Below are 20,426 nucleotides of genomic sequence, written 5' to 3'. Positions count from 1 at the left end.
AGACTTAATTAACTTTCTTCTTTAGCTGACTTACGAACACTAATATTGAGTTCTTTAAGCTGTTTAGCATCAACAGTACCAGGCGCTTGTGTCAACATACAGGTTGCACTCTGGTTTTTCGGGAAAGCAATGACTTCACGAATAGACTGTGATTCGGTCATCAACATCACTAGACGATCAAGACCAAACGCTAAACCGCCGTGTGGAGGACAACCGTACTTCAATGCATCCAGTAAGAAGCCGAATTTCTCCTGCGCTTCTTCATCATCGATACCCAGGATACCGAATACGGTCTTTTGCATTTCGCCATCGTGTATACGAATCGAACCGCCCCCTAACTCTGTACCATTTAGCACCATATCATAGGCTTGTGATAACGCAGTTTCTGGTGCTGCTTTAAGCTCTTCAGGTGTGCACGCAGGTGATGTAAATGGGTGGTGTATAGCGGTCAATCCACCGGTAGAGGTCTCTTCAAACATTGGGAAATCAACAACCCAACAAGGCGCCCACTTGCAGGTAAACAAATCAAGATCTTCACCCACTTTAACGCGCAACGCGCCAATAGCTTCGTTTACGATCTTAGCCTTGTCTGCACCAAAGAATACGATATCGCCATTTTCAGCCCCTAAACGCGACATAATCTGCATTGCAACATCGTCACCTAAGAACTTAACGATAGGTGACTGAAGACCTTCTGCACCCTTCTCTAACTCATTAACTTTGATCCATGCTAACCCTTTAGCGCCATAGATACCTACAAACTTAGTGTATTCGTCTATTTGCTTACGAGAAATGCTCGCACCACCTGGCACACGTAACGCAACAACACGCCCTTTAGGATCTTTCGCTGGACCGGCAAATACTTTAAAGTCGACTGGCGCGACTAGATCAGCGACATCCGTGAATTGTAACGGAATACGCAAGTCTGGCTTGTCGCTACCGTACTTAGCCATTGCTTCTGAGTAAGGAATACGAGGGAAAGAAGCAAAATCAACATTTAATAGATCGTGGAACATTTCACGAACCATTTGCTCCATGATGTTCATCAACGTGTTTTCATCTATAAAGGAGCACTCAATATCCACCTGAGTGAATTCAGGTTGACGATCAGCACGCAAATCTTCATCACGGAAACATTTTGCAATTTGATAATAACGATCAACACCAGAAACCATCAACATTTGCTTAAATAGCTGAGGTGATTGAGGTAACGCGAAAAAGTTACCTGGCTGAGTACGACTTGGAACCAGATAGTCTCGTGCACCTTCTGGCGTAGCACGTGTCAGAATCGGTGTTTCTACATCCATAAAATCCTGACCATCAAGGAAGTTACGGATATAACTTGTCACTTTAGAGCGAAAACGTAGCTTATTAAGCATTTCTGGGCGACGTAAATCTAAGAAACGATTTTTAAGACGCGTATCTTCACCCACATCAACATAGCCATCCAACTGAAAAGGAGGTGTTGCGGCAGCATTTAGAATCGTTAACTCTTTACCGAGAACTTCTACTGCCCCCGTTGGCATATCTTTATTAATCGTGCCTTCTGGACGACGACGGATACGGCCTTTGATCGCAATGACGAATTCACTACGCACACTTTCTGCTTTAGCAAACGCTTCTTCGGTATCAGGATCAACAACGACTTGCGCAATACCTTCACGATCTCGCAGATCCAAAAAGATCACACCACCGTGGTCTCTACGACGATGAACCCAACCATAAAGAGTAACTTCTTGGTCAATATGTGATTCGTTAATAGCTCCGCAATAATGACTGCGCATAGATCAATACCCGTAATTTCTGATTGTATAATTGTTATAAATAACTTTTATAAATAGCGTTTATATTAATAACATTGCCAAACCGTAGCGCTAACCTGCTTCTGCGCTACTGGGTTTGCTATCCTGAGCAAGATTCTTTTTCTTGCCGGTTTTAAAATCTGTTTCATACCAGCCCGACCCTTTTAATCTAAAGCCTGCTGCTGATATTTTCTTGGTAAACGTCTGCTCTTCACAAGAAGGACATTGCGTTAAGGGACTGTCACTTAACTTTTGCAATACATCCTTCTGGAACCCGCACGCCTTACATGCATACTCATAGATTGGCATTTAACGCACCTCTCGATACCGACCCAAAACAAAAACGCGATATTATAGACTTATTTTTTGTCAAAATCAGGTCTAGTTGATGAACTAAATTAAATTAGCGACGCTACCTGCCGATAGCTTTATCGAGAGATAGGCTAAACTATATAAAGACCAAGCAAAAAGTATCTAAAAAACAGTACGAAATTATAAAAATAACTCATAAAAACAAACATCTGAAAAATAATATGACTCTACAGATTAGCACCGAGGCAACAGAAGAGGTTATTACCGATTTCGCCAATGAATTCTATGACGCCTATGAGTTATGTGAAGTTAAGCTCGTTGAATTAGAAAACAACCCATCTAATCCACACCTCATCAATCTAATATTTCGTGCAATACATAGCATTAAGGGTAATCTTTCTTTTGTCGGACTACAGCCCCTACTCCCCTTACTGCAAAGCATGGAAGACTTACTTTCAAAAATAAGAGAAGGTGAGCTGACGTTTTCAGCTAGCCTGAGCGATGTGATTTTACTATCCATTGATCATACTAAAAGTGTCGTTGATGAGCTAACAGGGCAAGGAGAATCAGACTTAACACCGTTAGCGATACAAGAAATAAGAGATAAGTTCAGCAATATCATAAAAGCCAGCCCTGATGAACTTCAGCATGCGATCAATGCAACCATCAACACTTTAGCCCCCGAAACCATCATCACCCAAGAAGAAACGCCTCCCGCATTTGCACCCAAAACAAAACCACCTTCAGCGACACAAAACCTGTTAAAAATACTCCAGCGACACGATATTCCGCTGACAGATGATATTAATTTAATGGTATCCCTTGTTGCACCTTTTGAACTCCGGTCTCCCTACTGGCATGGCAAGTGTGCACGCCAATTACTACTCGCACTAGGCATGAACAAAGTAGCGGATAACCGTGTAAACCCCGCGCAACTTGCTGCCGCCACCATGATGCATGATTTTGGCATGTGTTTCTTCCCTATAGACTTATTGCATAAAAGCACTGAGCATTCAGCAAAAGAAAAGAAACAACTACACCAACACCCCCGAACCACTTACGAACTGTTATGCAAAATGCGACATTGGAGCGACGCTGCCGAGATGGTGCATCAACACCATGAGCACATGAACGGCCAAGGCTACCCTCACCAACTAGTAGAAGAAGAAATTTGTGACGGGGCAAAAATTATCGCCATTGTTGATACGTTTGATGCCATCATGAATGAAAGGGCGCACATAGAAATGGTTAAACGCCCCTTTATAAGGGCCGTACTAGAGATAAACCGTTATTCTGGTACCCAGTTTTCAGCTGAGTGGGTTAATATATTTAATCAGTTTGCGCAAAAACTACATCTGTCATATCGAACAAATACCCCCTGACCTAACACCCATGACATTTACACAGTAATTATAAGACTGTTCATAGCACTAAAAGGTCTTAATATAGTGCCAATAAATCTAAATTATCTGTATGATGAACATTCGTTTTATGTCAGCAACTTCTATTAACTATTAGACGACCGTTTAACGACAGAGGAAAAGCAGTGTCTGTAAGAGCCGAACAAAAACAGAAAACTCGCAGAGCATTAATGGATGCCGCTCTAAATCAGTTAACCGCTGATAGAGGTTTTGCGAATTTGAGTTTAAGAGAGGTCGCTCGCGAAGCAGGGATTGCGCCTACATCATTTTATAGACATTTTAATGAGCTTGATGAGCTTGGGCTAGCGCTAGTCGATGAAGCAGGCCTCGCATTAAGACAACTAATGAGACAGGCACGCAAGCGTATAGAGAAAAATGGTAGCGCGATTAGCACCTCCGTTGATACCTTTATGGAGTATTTGGCATCCAACCCTAGCCACTTCCGCTTACTTTTAAGAGAAAGAACAGGGCTTTCAATTCAATTTAGAACCGCTATCAAAGCAGAAATAAACCACTTCGCCACCGAGCTATCAGAAGACTTAAGAAGAGCTGGCGAGCTCAAAAACAGACCTATTGATGACCCACAATTAGTGGCAGACACTATGGTAACAGTTATGTTTAACCAAGGATCTGAAGCGCTCGACTGCTTGCCCAAAGAAAAAGCAGACCTAAAGGACCGCCTTAAAAAAGAACTTCGAATGATTCTTCGTGGCGCCGAAATAGTCACCACTGAAAATAGAGAAGCGGGTAGAACGTCTTAATCCCAGCTTTTCTCAGCCACCTGACTCAATAAGTTTATCTGGTTAGCTAGTTCAGCTGCTGAATACTTAACAACCGGATGCCTTCCCCAAACAGGCGCGGGCCAAGCGGCATCACCCTCAAAGCGCACAACGTGATGCACATGCAGCTGATTAACCACATTCCCTAAAGCCGCAACATTCAGCTTATGACCTGCATATACCGCCATTATTTGCTGCCCTAAAAACACCGACTCTTGCAACAACTGCCTCTGATCGACATCTGATAGTTGGTAGATTTCACTGGCGTCTTTACGCCTAGGCACCAAGATAACCCACGGGTATTGACTATCATTCATCAACAAAACATCTGATAGCGGCCACGATGCTAGCTTTACCGTATCATTCCTAAGGCGCTCATCTAAGTTAAAGTCTTGGTTATCCATCATATTTATCTTACCTCCGAACACGTAAACAAAAAGAGCCGACTATTTAGTTAGCCAGCTCTTTTATGTCAAACCTTGATATCGCTATAGCTTAATTAGTGCCTATCCTGAAACCCTGTAATAGTCGCCTCTTGTCATACTCGCGCACAAGGAGAATTGCGAAGCAGAGAGAGCGCCCTGGGGTGGGCGGGAGTGACGGCTGTTTCAGGTTGCTCGCTAGCTAGCATCATAAGCGATACGCCAAGCTATTAAGACTGAAATTGATTCAAGCCACGACCAATTGCGTAGTAAGTGAATCCTTTACGCGCCATTGCTTCTGGCTCGTACAAGTTACGCCCATCAAACACAACCGCTTCACTTAACGATTCTTTGATTAGATCAAAGTCAGGTGAACGGAATTCTTTCCACTCAGTCACAATAGCAAGCGCATCTGCACCTCTAAGCGCTTGCTCTTTAGTGCCACATAACACCAAACCTTCTTGGTCGTTGTAAATACGCTGAGTTTCTTCCATTGCTTCAGGGTCAAATGCTTGAACCTTAGCACCTTCTGCCCATAGAGATTCCATCAGCACACGGCTAGATGCTTCTCTCATATCGTCTGTATTAGGCTTGAATGACAACCCCCAAACGGCAACGGTCTTGCCTTTCAAATCACCCTTAAAGTGGTGTTTAATCTTATCAAACAACACACTTTTCTGAGCATAGTTAACGGCTTCAACGGCGTTTAACAATACCGAATCGTACCCTACCTGACCTGCAGTACGCGCTAACGCCTGTACATCTTTAGGGAAACAAGAACCGCCATAGCCACAACCTGGATAGATAAAGTGATAACCAATACGTGGGTCAGACCCTATTCCCTTACGAACCTCTTCAATATCAGCACCTAGACGCTCGGCTAAGTTAGCCATCTCGTTCATAAAGCTAATTTTGGTAGCCAGCATGGCATTTGCCGCATACTTAGTTAATTCAGCAGACCGGATATCCATAAACACCATACGATCATGGTTACGGTTAAAAGGCGCATAAGCTTCTCGAATCATGTCTTTTGCACGGTCGCTATTAGCACCTACAACGATGCGATCTGGCTTCATAAAGTCATTAACCGCTGCCCCTTCTTTTAGGAACTCAGGGTTAGAGACAACATCAAAATCAATCTGCTTTCCTCTTGACGATAACTGCTCTGCGATCATCGCATTCACTTTATCTGCCGTTCCTACAGGTACAGTAGATTTATCAATCACAACTTTATAGTCATTCATGTTCTGACCAATGCTTTTAGCCACAGCCAACACGTATTGTAAATCTGCAGAACCATCCTCATCAGGAGGTGTACCTACAGCAATAAACTGCAAGTCGCCGTGCTCAACCGCTTTCTCAACATCAGTGGTAAACTTCAGTCTTCCCGACTTTACGTTGGTTTCTACAACAGACTCTAGACCAGGCTCGAAAATAGGGATAATGCCATTCTCAAGATTAGTAATTTTATTAACATCAACATCCATGCATAAAATATCATGGCCAACGTCTGCCAAACAGGCTCCTGTTACCAGACCGACATACCCTGTACCAAAAATAGTAATCTTCATTTAAATCCCTTATTTAATCTAAAAAACAAACAAATATTTACAGATAAAAAGCGTTTACTTCTTAGCGCTCTTTTTCTCTTGCCACAAACCTTCCCAATTTAATGCCGACTTGACGATAACCTCTAGGTCATTATGGTCCGGTTCCCAACCAAGCACTCGCTTAATTTTACTGTTATCGGCCATCAACGCATCAGGGTCACCCGCTCTACGTCCCACCTCTTCTACCGCAAAATCAACATCGGAGCTCTCTTTTACCACTCGAATAACTTCATTTACCGTAAACCCGCTTCCATACCCACAATTAAGTACATCAGACTGACCACCTTTTGCCATATAATCTAATGCCATTACATGCGCTTTAGCCAAGTCCTCAACGTGAATATAGTCTCTTACACAGGTACCATCTCGGGTTTCATAATCAGTGCCAAACACCTTCATTCCATCTCTTACACCACGAGCACACTCACACGCCACCTTGATAAGATGTGTTGCTTCTGGTGTTGCCTGACCCAAACGCCCCTCAAGATTAGCGCCTGCTACGTTAAAGTAACGTAAGATCACATGCTTGAGATTTGATGCTGAAGATAGATCTCTAATCATCTGCTCGCTCATCATTTTGGACGCCCCATAGGGGTTAATCGGTGCAAGCGGCATATCTTCGGTCAATACTTTTTCATCTGGCATACCATAAACTGCCGCCGTTGAAGAAAAGACCATATAAGGGACTTGATGCTTCTCAATAGCACCCAGCAAGTTAAGTGTGTTACGGGTATTATTACGGTAGTATTTAAGCGGGTTTTCTACTGATTCAGGTACCACGATATGAGCGGCAAAGTGCAGAACGGCTTCAAATTGATGTTTTTCAAATAATTGATCGATTGCCTCTACATCGGCTAAATCACCAATCACTAACTCTCCGAAAGTAACGGCCCACTCGTATCCGGTTGACAAATTATCGTACACAACAATGTCATGACCCGCTTCGCCTAATTGACGAACTACATGACTGCCAATATACCCTGCTCCACCCGTAACCAGTACTTTCATAAACTTAATCCCTTGCTGTTAGCTTATTGCTTATCGATCGACTCGATAACTTTTTTGTCTCGCTTTTTCTGCGCTCTACGCTGCGCAAAAAAATCACTTATTATTAACCTGCATTCTGTTTCGCAAACACCCCCCAAGTACACTACTCGAGTATTGACCGAGTCATGATCAAACAAACAGTTTTGGCTCACTACCGCACCGGCTTTAGGCTCAGTAGCACCAAAAACAACTCGATCAACGCGCCCATGAATCAGCGCACCTACACACATCGTGCAAGGCTCAATGGTTACATATAGAACACTACCGGGTAGGCGGTAGTTGTTTTCTTTCGTACCCGCATCTCTAAGCGCCATCACTTCCGCATGTGCCGTCGGATCATGGTTACCAATAGGGCAGTTCCAACCTTCACCAATGACTTGGCCATCGCGAACAATCACCGCACCTACAGGCACTTCCCCAAGCTCATACGCTTTACGCGCAAGCAGAAGTGCATGATGCATCCATCGCTCATCTTCTGAAAGCGCTTGGCTCAATTATTCACCTTCTTTTACAATCTACACAGTCTAATAATGACACCACACTCAACCGTCATTCCCGTTCTCAACTGTCATTCCCACAGTTGACAACAACTTAGCCGCTTATTCCCACTCAATCGTAGCCGGTGGCTTAGAGGAAATATCATAGGTCACTCTCGAAATACCGGATATTTCATTAATGATTCTATTAGAGACTAACTCAAGTAATTCATAAGGCAAATGCGCCCAACGTGCTGTCATAAAGTCGATGGTTTCAACTGCGCGTAGCGCTACAACATATTCGTAACGACGAGCATCCCCAACAACACCCACAGACTTCACAGGTAGGAATACAGCAAACGCCTGACTGGTTTTGTGGTAGTAGTCTGCCCTACGAAGTTCTTCAATAAAGATCGCATCGGCACGACGCAGAATATCGGCATATTCTTTTTTCACTTCACCTAAGATACGCACACCTAAACCAGGCCCAGGGAATGGGTGGCGGTAAACCATGTCATACGGTAGACCTAACTCTAAGCCTAGCTTTCTTACTTCATCTTTAAAGAGTTCGCGTAAAGGCTCAACGAGCTTTAGCTTCATATCTTCTGGCAAGCCACCTACATTATGGTGGGACTTAATAACATGTGCTTTACCCGTTTTAGATGCCGCTGATTCAATTACATCAGGGTAGATCGTACCTTGAGCTAACCATTGAACATTGTCTATTTTAGCCGCTTCTTGATCGAAAATTTCGATAAAGGTATTACCGATAACTTTACGCTTTTTCTCAGGATCAGAAACACCTTCAAGACGAGACAAGAATAGGTCTGCAGAATCTGAGCGGATCACCTTAACGCCCATGTTCTTGGCAAACATGTCCATCACTTGATCGCCTTCGTTTAAGCGAAGCAAGCCGTTATCAACGAAAACACAGGTCAACTGGTCGCCAATCGCCTTGTGAAGCAGAGCCGCTACCACTGAAGAATCCACGCCACCTGATAAGCCTAGCAATACATGATCAGAACCGACCTGTTCGCGAATTGTTTTGATCGCGTCATCAGCAATATGGCTTGGAGTCCATAGCGCTTCACACTCAGAGATTGATAGAATGAAGTGCTCAAGCATTCGACCACCTTGCAGCGTGTGTGTCACTTCTGGGTGAAACTGTACACCGTAGAAGTGCTTCTCACGATTGAACATACCTGCAATCGGCGCACTTTCTGTAGACGCCATCAACTCAAAACCTTCTGGCAGAGTCACAACTTTATCGCCATGGCTCATCCACACATCAAGTAACGCGTCACCTTCCTCACTAACATGATCTTTAATATCAAGCAGTAGCGGGTTATCTGACCGAACAGTGATTTGAGCATAGCCAAATTCACGCTCTTCTGAGCTTGCAACCTTTCCGCCTAACTGTTCTGCCATAGTCTGCATACCGTAGCAGATACCCAACACCGGCACCCCCATAGAAAACACACACTCTGGTGCTCTTGGCGTTGAATCACCTGTTACCGACTCCGGACCGCCAGCCAAAATAACCCCTTTTGGGTTAAATTCAGCGATCTCGCTTTCTGTCATATCAAAGGCGCGAATCTCACAATAAACGCCGATTTCTCGCACTCGTCTTGCGATTAACTGGGTGTACTGAGAACCAAAGTCCAAAATTAAGATGCGATGAGCGTGAATATTTTGAGTCATAAGGAGTTAACCACTCTTGAGTAAACGCAAAACGGGGCGAAGCAATAATGCTTCATCCCCGTAATAAAATAGCAAATTTTTTGTGAATCGTTCAGGATCTTCAACAGCTCCATCATTACCCTATACGATAATTAGGCGCTTCCTTAGTAATAGTCACATCATGCACATGGCTTTCCTTCATGCCTGCAGACGTAATACGTACAAACTGAGGCTTAGTACGCATGGTCTCTATGTCTTGGCTTCCGGTGTAACCCATACTTGCGCGAAGCCCGCCCATCAACTGATGCACAATATTAGTCATCGGTCCCTTACAAGCAACACGACCTTCTATTCCTTCAGGCACTAGCTTATCAACACCAGAACTTGCATCCTGGAAATAACGATCGCTTGAACCTTGATTTTGTCCCATAGCACCTAATGATCCCATGCCACGGTAAGCTTTATAGCTTCGACCCTGGAACAATTCAATTTCGCCTGGTGCTTCATCAGTACCTGCCAACAGGCTACCAATCATAATGCAAGAGGCACCGGCCGCTACCGCCTTAGCTACATCACCAGAAAAACGAATACCACCATCAGCGATTAGTGGTACGCCTCGATCTTTGAGTGCCTCAGCTACATTCGAAATGGCAGAAATCTGTGGAACACCAATACCCGCAACAATACGCGTAGTACAAATAGAACCAGGGCCAATACCCACTTTAACGGCATCTGCACCTGCGTCAGCCAATGCGATTGCTGCTTCAGCTGTTGCAATGTTACCACCCACTACTTGAACATCAGGGTAAGTGCTTTTAACCCAACGAACACGATCAATAACACCTTTAGAGTGTCCGTGAGCGGTATCAACCACCACCAAATCTACGCCCGCTTGAACCAATGCAGTCACGCGATCTTCAGTATCAGCACCAGTACCTACTGCCGCACCTACACGTAAACGCCCTTGATCATCTTTACACGCATTGGGGTAATCTTGTGACTTCTGAATATCTTTTACAGTCATCAGACCTTTTAGTTCGAAGTCATCATTAACCACTAATACTTTTTCAATACGATATTTGTGCAGAAGGTTTTTAACCGTTTCAAGGTCAGTTCCTTCAAGCACTGTCACCAATTTTTCTTTTGGTGTCATTATTTCTGAAACTTTAGTATCTAAACGACTTTCAAAACGGATATCTCGCCCCGTTACAATACCGATAAGATCTTTACCATCAACAACTGGCAAACCAGAAATTTTGTTTGCGAAGGTAATATCAAGCAATTCTCTAACGCTCGTGTCAGGCGAAACCGTGATAGGATCCTTAACTACGCCGCTCTCATGTTTTTTTACAGCTCTTACTGCCGCAGCCTGCTGTTCAATCGACATGTTTTTGTGAATAATACCGATACCACCTTCTTGAGCCATTGCAATCGCTAGCGGCGATTCGGTAACCGTATCCATTGCTGCAGACACCAGCGGTATGTTCAAAAAGAGCTCACGGGTGATTTGAGTTTTAAGCGAAACATCCTTGGGTAAAACCTCGGAATATCCGGGAACTAGGAGAATATCGTCAAATGTTAGAGCTTCTTGCGCGATCCGCAGCATATGAACAACCTTATAAACTTGCCAAGATGAATCCGACAATTATATATAGGTCATCCAACACAGTAAACCAGGCAATAGTGTATGCAGACTAATTCCTTTGAAATAGCCGGTAAAAAAAGAGTTTCAATGACTGTTTCTGAATTAAACAGGCAAGTGAAACAACTTTTAGAGGCCAGCTTCCTTCAAATTTGGGTAGAAGGTGAGCTGACGAGCTTTTCTAAACCGTCCTCTGGGCACTGGTATTTCACCCTTAAAGATGACAGAGCACAAATTCGTTGTGCGATGTTTAGAGGACAAAATCAACGACTCCGTTTTACCCCTAAAGAAGGCGATAAAGTCGTCGTGAGAACCAAAGTGAGCCTTTACGAAGGTCGTGGCGACTATCAATTAATTGTTGAGTCCATGGAACCCGCAGGCGCTGGTGATCTTCAAAGAGCATTCGAACAACTCAAAGCCAAGCTCGCGGCAGAAGGCTTATTTGATCAAAGTAGTAAAAAACATTTGCCTTCGCACCCTAAATCAATCGCCGTGATCACCTCGCCAACAGGTGCCGCGGTGCACGACATCCTCACGGTGCTTAACAGACGCTTTCCGGACATTAAGGTAACGCTCTACCCTACTGCCGTTCAAGGCGAAGGGGCAGCTAAAGAAATCGCGCGGATGATAAACCTGGCCAACACTCGCAACGAAACAGATGTGATTATTGTGGGCCGTGGCGGCGGCTCACTAGAAGACCTTTGGGCGTTCAATGAAGAGGTCGTCGCCCGAGCGATCTACCAAAGTGCAATCCCGATTGTGAGTGCCGTTGGACATGAAGTCGATTTCACCATTGCAGACTTTGTATCTGATTACCGCGCCCCAACCCCTTCTGCAGCAGCAGAAAAATTAAGCCCTGACCAGTACGAATGGCGTCAAAATCTAGACCATCTAATGGACCGTATTAGCCATGCTATACGCCGTAAGCTTGCTATGGAAACACAAAAGGTCAGCGGGCTTCGCTCTCATATCAAGCATCCTGGAAAAAAACTACAAGAAAACCAGGCTCGATTAAAAGAACTCAATATTCGCCTAACCCAAAGCCAAAACCGTAATATTGTGAGCCTTCAACAAACGGTTAATTCATTACAGCAACGATTACGCAGCCAGTCACCCGCAGATAAAGTAACGGCAGCCAGTGCCGCACTTAAAAAAGAATTTCACAAACTGCAGCTTTCAATGAAACACACCCTAGAGAAAAAACAGCAGCAACTTGTTAGTAATATTCAAACACTGGACGCAGTAAGCCCTTTAGCGACGATATCTCGAGGTTACGCTATTGTTTCTGGCCAGCAAGGCGCCATAGTCAGATCGATAAATACTGTAACGCAAGGTGAGTCATTAAAGACCCAATTAAAAGATGGTTATATACATAGCCAAGTCGTTTCAGTTGAACCCTCAAATGACTAAAAACACTCAACATAATAAGCGCTAAATACTGACGATCAATCAACTTACGAACTAACGATTGATTAAGTAGCAAAAACTCTACTGTACGATTTGGCTTACTCAGCTTAAAATACGCACATTCACGCTCTTTGACTCACAATATTCTTAGAGCGAACACCTTATATATTTCTAATGGAACATAAATCCTATGCGCGCTAGTCGTTATCTTATTGCAACACTCAAGGAAACCCCTGCTGACGCTGAAGTGATCAGTCATCAGTTAATGCTCAGAGCAGGCATGATCAGAAAACTTGCCTCTGGTCTTTATACTTGGTTACCCATGGGGCTGCGCGTACTCCGTAAAGTCGAAAATATCGTTCGCGAAGAAATGGATAAAGCGGACGCACAAGAATTATTAATGCCCGCTATACAGCCTGCTGAGTTATGGCAAGAATCGGGGCGTTGGCAGGAATACGGCGGTGAGCTGCTACGCGTAAAAGACAGACATAATCGTGATTTCTGCGTTGGCCCCACTCACGAAGAGGTCATTACTGACCTTATTCGTAATGAGTTAAGCAGCTACAAATCACTGCCTGCTACGTTTTATCAAGTACAAACAAAGTTCCGTGATGAGCGCCGCCCTCGCTTCGGCATCATGCGCTCACGCGAGTTCATCATGAAAGACGCCTATTCATTTCATATCGACCAAGCGTCTCTTGATGAGACTTATCAACTGATGTATCAGACCTATACCAATATATTTACCCGTCTAGGGCTAGATTTTAGAGCGGTACAGGCAGATTCAGGCAGTATCGGTGGCAGCGCATCACATGAGTTTCATGTATTGGCTGATTCAGGTGAAGACGATATCGCCTTTAGTTCAAACAGCGATTTTTCGGCCAACATCGAAATGGCAGAAGCTATCGCACCTGCGGGCGAGCGTGCGGCGCCTTCAGCAGACATGCAAGAAGTCGCAACCCCTGATCAAAAAACCATCGACGATATCGCCAACTTACTCAATGTTGCGGCCAACACCATTGTTAAAACACTGATCGTAAAAGGGGTTGAAAACGAAGAAGGTCAAACGCCGTTAGTGGCCCTAGTAATACGTGGCGATCATACATTAAACGAAATTAAAGCAGAGAAAATTGACGGCATTGCATCACCGCTTTGCTTTGCGTCTGATGAAGAAGTAAAAGCAGCAACAGGCTGCTCAACAGGTTCTTTAGGCCCTGTTTCACTAAACCTCAGAACCATCATTGATCGCAGCGCAGCGCATCTATCTGACTTTGTTTGTGGTGCGAATAAAGAAGGCATCCACTTGACTGGCGTTAACTGGGAAAGAGACTGCCCTGTCGGCGAAATCGCAGATCTACGTAACGTCGTTGAAGGCGACCCTAGTCCTGATGGAAAAGGCACTATTGAGATCAAACGAGGCATCGAAGTCGGTCACGTATTTAAGCTAGGCAACAAATACAGCACCGCAATGAATGCAACCGTATTAGATATCAACGGTAAAGCTTCAATTATGGAAATGGGATGCTACGGTATTGGTGTTTCTCGTATAGTTGCAGCCTCAATAGAGCAAAACAATGACGAGAACGGCATCATCTGGCCTGACGCAATTGCACCGTTCCATATCGCCATTATCCCAATTAATATGCATAAGTCTGAAGCCGTTGCTGAAAAGTGTGAGCATTTATATCAAGAACTCACCGCAGCGGGCTACGATGTATTGTTAATGGATGAAGAAAAGGCGCGTTTAGGGGGCATGTTAGCTAACGTTGAGCTGATAGGTATTCCACACCGTATCGTCATCGGTGACAGAGGGCTTGAGAGCGGTAAGATCGAATATAAAGGCCGCCAAGATGCAGACAAACAAGAAGTAGCGAGTGATGAAATCGTTAACCTATTGTCGTCTAAAATCACCTTAAGCTAACGAATTCGGCACTTCAACGAATTCGAACAGCGCAGCGATTTGGAATAGCAATATGAATAGAAGTAGCTTGAGATCGGCAATCGCCTTATGTGTGGCCATGATGCTCGCTACTTCTGCTTTAAGCCAAACGGTTGACCCTGAGTTACGCGCGGCATTAAAGCGTAATGTGAATGAATCAAATAGCTTTGAAGATCGCTTTGATGCAGAGGTTTGGCTAGTTGATATGTCAGGCCGATTAAGCCGATACATTAAAGACCCCAGCCAGCGACTCCAGCTTCTAAGAAAGGTCCACGGTGAAGCAACAAAAGTCGGCGTAGAGCCTGAGCTTGTTCTTTCAGTGATTCATATTGAGAGTGGTTTTGACCGATTTGCAATTTCTCGGGTGGGCGCACAAGGCCTCATGCAGGTCATGCCGTTCTGGAAAAATGAAATCGGCCGACCAACAGACAACCTCACTAACATCGATACCAATTTACGGTATGGCTGCACCATACTCAAACATTATATTGATCGTGAAAAAGGTGACTTGATAAGAGCACTAGCAAGATATAACGGCAGTCTTGGAAAAACTTGGTACCCAGAAAAAGTTTTAACCGCCTGGGAAAAATACTGGTTTGTAAACAACATCTAATTAATATTCATAGATTTCATGCAAAAAATTTCAATCGACCTCACCATATCTGCTGACGAATGGCTCAAAGTATACCGAGGCTCCGCCCGAACCGTGAGCACGACAAGTTTAGATGGGCGAAAAATTCAGTTTCCCGCCAATATCCTTCAAAAGTATGTCACCCATTTTGGTATATCAGGTAGGTTTGATATCTACTTTGATGATCAGGGGAAGTTTGTATCTATTACTAAAGTAATTTGAAAAAGCCAAAGGACCCCAGCTGAGAGCGACTCCTACATGAGATGAAAGAATATCCTCCACCCCTGTAGGCGTGCCACTTTGGCGCGATATCTTCAAAATATCACTGCATTAACATTGCTACTCAACCTGGTGAGCCGTGCTCTGCGCTAGATCCAACAACTCCCTTAAGGCAACCGAATACATCGAAAACTCCGTCTCCGTTGTCGTTTTCAGCTCTGAAAGCATCACATTCCAGCGTTCAATCAAGTCTCGGTGGTAGTCGACCCAAATATCCAAACGCTTCTCAACGTCATCCGGTGCATTCCTCATTTTCAGTACACCCACAGTCAATGCCCGCTGCTGCCAATCTAAGTCTTCACGAAAGGCTTCTCGAGCCAATGCCTGCCAGTGAGTTGAAGGCGCTAGAATATTAAGCTGCTGTCCAAACCAGCTTAAATCAAGGCGATCACCCAGTGCAAAATATACATTCGCAACACGGCTGATAGACGAACTACTCATATCTTGTGCTTCAATAATCCCTAAAGCAGAGTAAAGATGCCCTGCCCCAGCTACGGTCTCAGCAAGATCCTTTGGCACACCTTCTTCAATCAATTGATTGAAAGTCTCTTCCCATTCAACTTTAGGGTCACCCGTTAGGTAATTGGACAAATTACTCGATATATCCTGAATCCCTTTGGCAAACTTCTCCATATTTGCAACAACATTTAGCTCACTACGTCGATTTCTTAACAGCCAACGACAAGCCCTACGAATTAACCTCATCAGCTCGTTCATCATTCTGATTTGAGTGGCACTGCTAACATTATAATCTAACGCCTCTATCTGCTCCCACCAGTGCTCCAACCTAAATACATCTCTTGCGATAATATAGGCTAACGCTACCGCAGCTGAACTAGAGCCTGCAGACTGCCTTAGTCGATCTACAAACGTAATCCCCATATGGTTGACCATGTCATTGGCTATTTGGGTCGCGATAATTTCACGTCGTAGTTTGTGATTATGTACTTCTTGACCAAATCTCTTAACCAATTTTTCTGGAAATACTAATTCTATTTCGCCAGACAAACATTGATCATCAGGTAACGTACTGTTGGTAATCAGTTCTTTTAAATCACCTTTAACATACGAAATAAGCACTGACAGCTCAGGGCGTGTTAGCCCCTTACCCAATGCTTTTCGTTCTGCGATCGCCTCTTCATCAGGTAAAAACTCAAGCGAGCGGTTAAGCTTGCCAGCGGCTTCCATGGTGTTAATAAGACGCCGATACTCCTCTATTCGGGGAAACGCTTCGGAACTTGCGATGCTAATAGCTTGCGTTTGACGGTAGTTATTTTTCAATACCAACTCTGCTACTTCATCGGTCATTTCGGCTAATATTTTATTACGCTGCTTTTCCGTTAAATCGCCATTGGCCACAACTTCATTTAACAGAATTTTGATATTAACCTCGTGATCAGAGCAATCAACGCCCCCTGCATTATCGATAAAGTCAGTATTCAGGCAGCCGCCTTTCAAACTGTACTCAATACGAGACAATTGGGTAAAGCCTAGGTTGCCCCCTTCACCCACAATCTTAGCCCGTATATCTCGACCATCAATACGTAAGCCGTCATTGGCCTTATCCCCTACATCGCTATGGGATTCAGTTGAGGCTTTAAAGTAAGTGCCAATGCCACCTATCCAAATCAAATCAACCTGCGCTTTTAAAATATGAGAGATCAACATGTTCGGAGGCATACGGTCACTCGTCACCCCTAATAATGCTTTCATCTCATTACTAATAGGTATCGATTTAGCAGATCGATTAAAGATTCCTCCGCCTTTTGAAATCAGTTTACTGTCGTAGTCTTCCCATGATGAGCGCGGCAATTCAAATAATCGTTTTCGTTCAACATAACTCTTGGCCGCATCTGGGTTAGGGTCAATAAAGATATGCATATGGTTAAATGCTGCAACCAGTTTGGCATGCTTAGAACGCAGTAACCCATTACCAAACACATCACCAGCCATATCACCAATGCCCACCACCGTAAAATCTGTGGTAGCTGTATTATGGCCCATCTCTCTAAACAAACGCTCAACCGATACCCAAGCACCTCTTGCTGTAATTCCCATTTTTTTATGGTCATAACCATAACTACCACCAGACGCGAACGCATCTCTAAGCCAAAAGTTATAATCACTTGATATCTGGTTGGCAATATCTGAAAACGTAGCCGTCCCCTTATCAGCCGCTACCACTAGGTAGTAATCATCTTCATCATGTCTAACAACCTGCTTCGGGGGGACTAATTCACCCTCGACCAAGTTATCCGTCACATCTAATAGTCCACGAATAAAGGTTTGGTAACACGAGATACCTTCTTTCATAAAGGCTTCTCTGTCTCCCTCTGGTAGCTTTTTAGCTACAAACCCGCCTTTTGCGCCCACCGGTACAATAACCGAGTTTTTAACTTGCTGCGCTTTAACCAACCCTAGCACTTCTGTACGGTAATCTTCATAACGATCAGACCAACGTAAACCACCCCGCGCGACTTTTCCACCTCGCAAATGCACCCCTTCTATTCGTGGCGAATAAACAAAAATCTCAAACATGGGTACAGGCAACGGCATATTGGGTATCGTTTTAGGGCTTAATTTAAACGACATATACGTTTTATCTTGCCCTGCAGGCGAGGCCTGATAGTAGTTGGTTCGCAATGTCGCTTTGATAAGATCAATATATAAGCGAAGTATCTTATCCTCGCTCAAGTTTGATACGCCATCTAAGCCTTCATTAAAGTCAATTTCAATCTTCTCTTGAGCAGCTTTACGCTTAACAGGGCTCGCATGCTTATCGAGTGAAAAGCGCGCATCAAAAAAGGCTAAAATTTTCTCTGTTAGCCCGACATTATTAACCAAGGTATTAGAAATAAACTGCTGACTATTACTCACCCTTAGCTGTCTCATATAGCGAGCATAAGATCTTAGCATCGCTATTTGACGCCAATTCAGATATGCCGCTAATACCAGGCGGTTGAACGGATCACTTTCAGCCTCGCCGTGCCACACTTTCTCAAACAACTGCTCAAATATATCCCTGACTTTATGTATATCGACAACCTGATTTGAATAAGTTGAGAGTGTAAAGTCATGAATCCAAACGCGTTTTCCCGTTCGATCTGTTGTTTCAAAGGGGTGCTCTCCTATCACTCTAAACCCCATATTCTCAAAAATAGGCAACACATCAGATAACGTGACAGGTTGATTGGCATGAAAGAGTTTAAAGTGAATCGTTTTATCGTCTTCTTCGAGCGCCCGATAGAAGCTCATTGAAAGCGCCTTCCCTTCTGATACCGCCGCGATGTGGTCGATATCAATTACCGCTCGCCTAGGGGAAAACACTTCTTTATAGCTTGATCTAAACGCGTTCTGATATAAATGAATATATCGATTGGCCAATTCTTCTCCATGCGCTTCATAAAGCGCTTCGGTTAGGCCATCTTGCCAAGATTGAGCAATCGCAATAATCTTGTCCTGCAACTCTGCCACATTCAGTTCCCGACTTTCTTCTGGGTTGACGCGAATATTAAACTGCGTGCGAGCCAGCACGGATTCAGAGAAAAATGTAATAAAGTCTATATCGATGCCGTTGACAGCCTCAACCAAGACCTTCTCCATTTTACGTCTGAGGTCTGTGTCATAAATTTCTTTTGGAACATAAACTAAGCAGGACACAAATCGACCGTAAGCATCCTCGCGCATAAATAAGCGAATCTTACGACGCTCTTGTACATACAAAATGCCCATCGCCACATCAAATAGCTCATCACTATTGATTTGAAAAAGCTCATCCCGAGGGTAAACTGATAAAATTTGATCGAGTTCCTTACCCCCATAGTCCGCTAAATTCAAGCCTGAGCGCGCAATAACATCGGCGGTTTTTCGGCGTAACAATGGAATTTCAGAGGGGCGTTCGTTATAAACTTTTGCCGTATATAAGCCAAGGAATCGACGCTCACCAACCACCTCTCCCTTGCTATTAAACTTTTTAACCGAAATATAATCTGGATAAGCAGGACGATGAACCCTTGAGCGCTCGGAAGATTTAGCAAATGTAAATATATCCGGTTTTAGAATATGTTCTTGTGTGCGCTTAGGTAAATCTGCCAGCTTAAAACGATGATGGCTCTCCGTATGGCTTTTCATGATCCCTTTTTGAGAGTCTTTAACCACCTCCAAAATGACATCACCGTTTGCGCGTTTGTAGCTATATTCAACCGACCCCAAAAATGTAAAGTGATCAGCGACCATCCATTTAATGAATTCTCCAGCTTCAGCAATATCTTCAGCGGAGAAAGATTTTGGCAGCTTACTAAACTCTTTAATTAACCCTTCAGCATTTTCTCGCATCCCTTCATAGTCGGATACCGCTACTCTAACCTCTTTAACCACTGTCTCGAGTGCTACCTTGAGCTCATCAAGATTAGCCGTTTCGTTGTGTCGATCAACTTCTATGAACATCAAAGATTCAGACTTATCAGACTCAGCTTTCGGGTCTCTTGCCAGTAATTTTTTTAAATGCCCCCCCCGATCCCGGTCTGACTCTAGTACTGCATGTTGAATCGTATGAACCGTCAGTTCGCGCTGATTAAGCGCCATCCTAATTGAGTCCACTAAAAACGGCATATTCTGGTGTAACACCGCAACAACAGTATGCGTAGATTGCCAACCATCTTCTTCTAAGCCGGGGTTGAACACCCGGATTTTGGGTTGTTTCAAGTTATGATGCTGAATAAATTTCCAACTCGCTAATACGGCACCATAAACATCAGAAAAGCGTTTACCCGTGATTTCTTCCATTGGCAAACCGCCAAAAAACTGGAAGACAAAATCGATGACCTTTTTGGCTTCCGCCTTTTCTAGTTTTCCCTCAAAAGTGTCGGCTAACTGCTTTAAAAAAACAGCTTTAGAATCAGTCGTAACGTGGTTCATCTAACTTGTCCTCAAGTTAACATCCTTAGCGAGTTGAGCTAAGGCTGAGTAGGATTTACGTT

15 protein-coding genes are annotated in these 20,426 nt (G+C 44.0%); 6 read left to right on the top strand and 9 right to left on the bottom strand.

Annotated features, from left to right (window positions below; translation table 11 throughout):
• Window positions 1-8 precede the first annotated feature (8 nt).
• Together aspS and NKI27_RS07590 are read right to left on the bottom strand one after the other, a co-directional pair.
• Window positions 9-1,784, bottom strand: coding sequence for an aspartate--tRNA ligase (gene aspS / locus NKI27_RS07595; protein ID WP_265049069.1), 1,776 nt, complete (start codon window positions 1,782-1,784; stop codon window positions 9-11).
• A gap of 90 nt (window positions 1,785-1,874) precedes the next feature.
• Window positions 1,875-2,111, bottom strand: a complete 237-nt coding sequence (locus tag NKI27_RS07590) for an FmdB family zinc ribbon protein (protein ID WP_265049068.1) — start codon at window positions 2,109-2,111, stop codon at window positions 1,875-1,877.
• A gap of 224 nt (window positions 2,112-2,335) precedes the next feature.
• Between NKI27_RS07590 and NKI27_RS07585 the strand changes: the two genes are divergently transcribed.
• Both NKI27_RS07585 and fabR read left to right on the top strand, forming a co-directional pair.
• Window positions 2,336-3,496 carry an HD domain-containing phosphohydrolase gene (locus NKI27_RS07585; protein WP_265049067.1) on the top strand — a complete coding sequence of 387 codons (1,161 nt, stop codon included), beginning with the start codon at window positions 2,336-2,338 and terminating at the stop codon, window positions 3,494-3,496.
• Between the two features lie 164 nt (window positions 3,497-3,660).
• Window positions 3,661-4,296 (top strand): HTH-type transcriptional repressor FabR, encoded by a 636-nt coding sequence (gene fabR, locus NKI27_RS07580; RefSeq protein ID WP_265049066.1) that lies wholly within the window; start codon window positions 3,661-3,663, stop codon window positions 4,294-4,296.
• Here fabR and NKI27_RS07575 read toward each other — a convergent pair.
• The 6 genes from NKI27_RS07575 to guaB all read right to left on the bottom strand — a co-directional run bounded on the left by NKI27_RS07575 (window position 4,293) and on the right by guaB (window position 11,155).
• The gene (locus tag NKI27_RS07575; RefSeq protein ID WP_455168457.1) at window positions 4,293-4,721 is read right to left on the bottom strand and encodes an HIT domain-containing protein; all 429 of its coding nucleotides are present in this window, start codon (window positions 4,719-4,721) and stop codon (window positions 4,293-4,295) included. The genes fabR and NKI27_RS07575 overlap by 4 nt on opposite strands.
• 245 nt (window positions 4,722-4,966) lie before the next feature.
• Complete coding sequence (locus NKI27_RS07570) at window positions 4,967-6,307, bottom strand: UDP-glucose dehydrogenase family protein (protein WP_265049065.1); 1,341 nt, start codon at window positions 6,305-6,307, stop codon at window positions 4,967-4,969.
• A 54-nt stretch (window positions 6,308-6,361) separates the two neighbouring features.
• A complete protein-coding gene (gene galE / locus NKI27_RS07565) occupies window positions 6,362-7,354 on the bottom strand; it encodes a UDP-glucose 4-epimerase GalE (protein ID WP_265049064.1) in 993 nt (330 codons plus the stop codon).
• Between the two features lie 23 nt (window positions 7,355-7,377).
• Window positions 7,378-7,887, bottom strand: coding sequence for a tRNA adenosine(34) deaminase TadA (tadA, locus tag NKI27_RS07560; RefSeq protein ID WP_265049063.1), 510 nt, complete (start codon window positions 7,885-7,887; stop codon window positions 7,378-7,380).
• A gap of 105 nt (window positions 7,888-7,992) precedes the next feature.
• The gene (gene guaA / locus NKI27_RS07555; RefSeq protein WP_265049062.1) at window positions 7,993-9,570 is read right to left on the bottom strand and encodes a glutamine-hydrolyzing GMP synthase; all 1,578 of its coding nucleotides are present in this window, start codon (window positions 9,568-9,570) and stop codon (window positions 7,993-7,995) included.
• Window positions 9,571-9,685: 115 nt separating this feature from the next.
• Entirely contained in the window at window positions 9,686-11,155 is a 1,470-nt protein-coding gene (gene guaB, locus NKI27_RS07550; RefSeq protein ID WP_265049061.1) for an IMP dehydrogenase, read from the bottom strand.
• 81 nt (window positions 11,156-11,236) lie between these two features.
• Between guaB and xseA the strand changes: the two genes are divergently transcribed.
• From xseA to NKI27_RS07530, 4 genes are all read left to right on the top strand, one after another.
• Window positions 11,237-12,601 carry an exodeoxyribonuclease VII large subunit gene (gene xseA, locus NKI27_RS07545; RefSeq protein ID WP_265049060.1) on the top strand — a complete coding sequence of 455 codons (1,365 nt, stop codon included), beginning with the start codon at window positions 11,237-11,239 and terminating at the stop codon, window positions 12,599-12,601.
• Window positions 12,602-12,788: 187 nt separating this feature from the next.
• The gene (locus tag NKI27_RS07540) at window positions 12,789-14,519 is read left to right on the top strand and encodes a proline--tRNA ligase (protein WP_265049059.1); all 1,731 of its coding nucleotides are present in this window, start codon (window positions 12,789-12,791) and stop codon (window positions 14,517-14,519) included.
• Window positions 14,520-14,571: 52 nt separating this feature from the next.
• Window positions 14,572-15,150 (top strand): lytic transglycosylase domain-containing protein, encoded by a 579-nt coding sequence (locus NKI27_RS07535; RefSeq protein WP_265049058.1) that lies wholly within the window; start codon window positions 14,572-14,574, stop codon window positions 15,148-15,150.
• Between the two features lie 18 nt (window positions 15,151-15,168).
• Window positions 15,169-15,390 (top strand): DUF2835 domain-containing protein, encoded by a 222-nt coding sequence (locus tag NKI27_RS07530; protein ID WP_265049057.1) that lies wholly within the window; start codon window positions 15,169-15,171, stop codon window positions 15,388-15,390.
• A gap of 117 nt (window positions 15,391-15,507) precedes the next feature.
• On the opposite strand, the gene NKI27_RS07525 is transcribed toward NKI27_RS07530, so the two are convergent.
• Window positions 15,508-20,364: an NAD-glutamate dehydrogenase gene (locus tag NKI27_RS07525; protein ID WP_265049056.1), complete on the bottom strand. Its 4,857-nt coding sequence runs from the start codon at window positions 20,362-20,364 to the stop codon at window positions 15,508-15,510.
• Window positions 20,365-20,426: the final 62 nt, after the last annotated feature.

The sequence above is a fragment of the Alkalimarinus alittae genome (assembly GCF_026016465.1).
In the GTDB taxonomy this organism is placed as follows: Bacteria; Pseudomonadota; Gammaproteobacteria; order Pseudomonadales; family Oleiphilaceae; genus Alkalimarinus; species Alkalimarinus alittae.
Note: the sequence above shows the minus strand (reverse complement) of the source record. Positions and strands in the feature narration are given on the sequence as shown.

Coding starts and splice junctions, on each gene's coding strand:
- NKI27_RS07535 (WP_265049058.1), top strand. CDS start 14,572: ATGAATAGAAGTAGCTTGAGATCGGCAATCGCCTTATGTGTGGCCATG.
- NKI27_RS07585 (WP_265049067.1), top strand. CDS start 2,336: ATGACTCTACAGATTAGCACCGAGGCAACAGAAGAGGTTATTACCGAT.
- NKI27_RS07575 (WP_455168457.1), bottom strand. CDS start 4,721: ATGATGGATAACCAAGACTTTAACTTAGATGAGCGCCTTAGGAATGAT.
- NKI27_RS07590 (WP_265049068.1), bottom strand. CDS start 2,111: ATGCCAATCTATGAGTATGCATGTAAGGCGTGCGGGTTCCAGAAGGAT.
- guaB (WP_265049061.1), bottom strand. CDS start 11,155: ATGCTGCGGATCGCGCAAGAAGCTCTAACATTTGACGATATTCTCCTA.
- guaA (WP_265049062.1), bottom strand. CDS start 9,570: ATGACTCAAAATATTCACGCTCATCGCATCTTAATTTTGGACTTTGGT.
- galE (WP_265049064.1), bottom strand. CDS start 7,354: ATGAAAGTACTGGTTACGGGTGGAGCAGGGTATATTGGCAGTCATGTA.
- NKI27_RS07540 (WP_265049059.1), top strand. CDS start 12,789: ATGCGCGCTAGTCGTTATCTTATTGCAACACTCAAGGAAACCCCTGCT.
- aspS (WP_265049069.1), bottom strand. CDS start 1,784: ATGCGCAGTCATTATTGCGGAGCTATTAACGAATCACATATTGACCAA.
- xseA (WP_265049060.1), top strand. CDS start 11,237: ATGCAGACTAATTCCTTTGAAATAGCCGGTAAAAAAAGAGTTTCAATG.
- NKI27_RS07570 (WP_265049065.1), bottom strand. CDS start 6,307: ATGAAGATTACTATTTTTGGTACAGGGTATGTCGGTCTGGTAACAGGA.
- NKI27_RS07525 (WP_265049056.1), bottom strand. CDS start 20,364: ATGAACCACGTTACGACTGATTCTAAAGCTGTTTTTTTAAAGCAGTTA.
- NKI27_RS07530 (WP_265049057.1), top strand. CDS start 15,169: ATGCAAAAAATTTCAATCGACCTCACCATATCTGCTGACGAATGGCTC.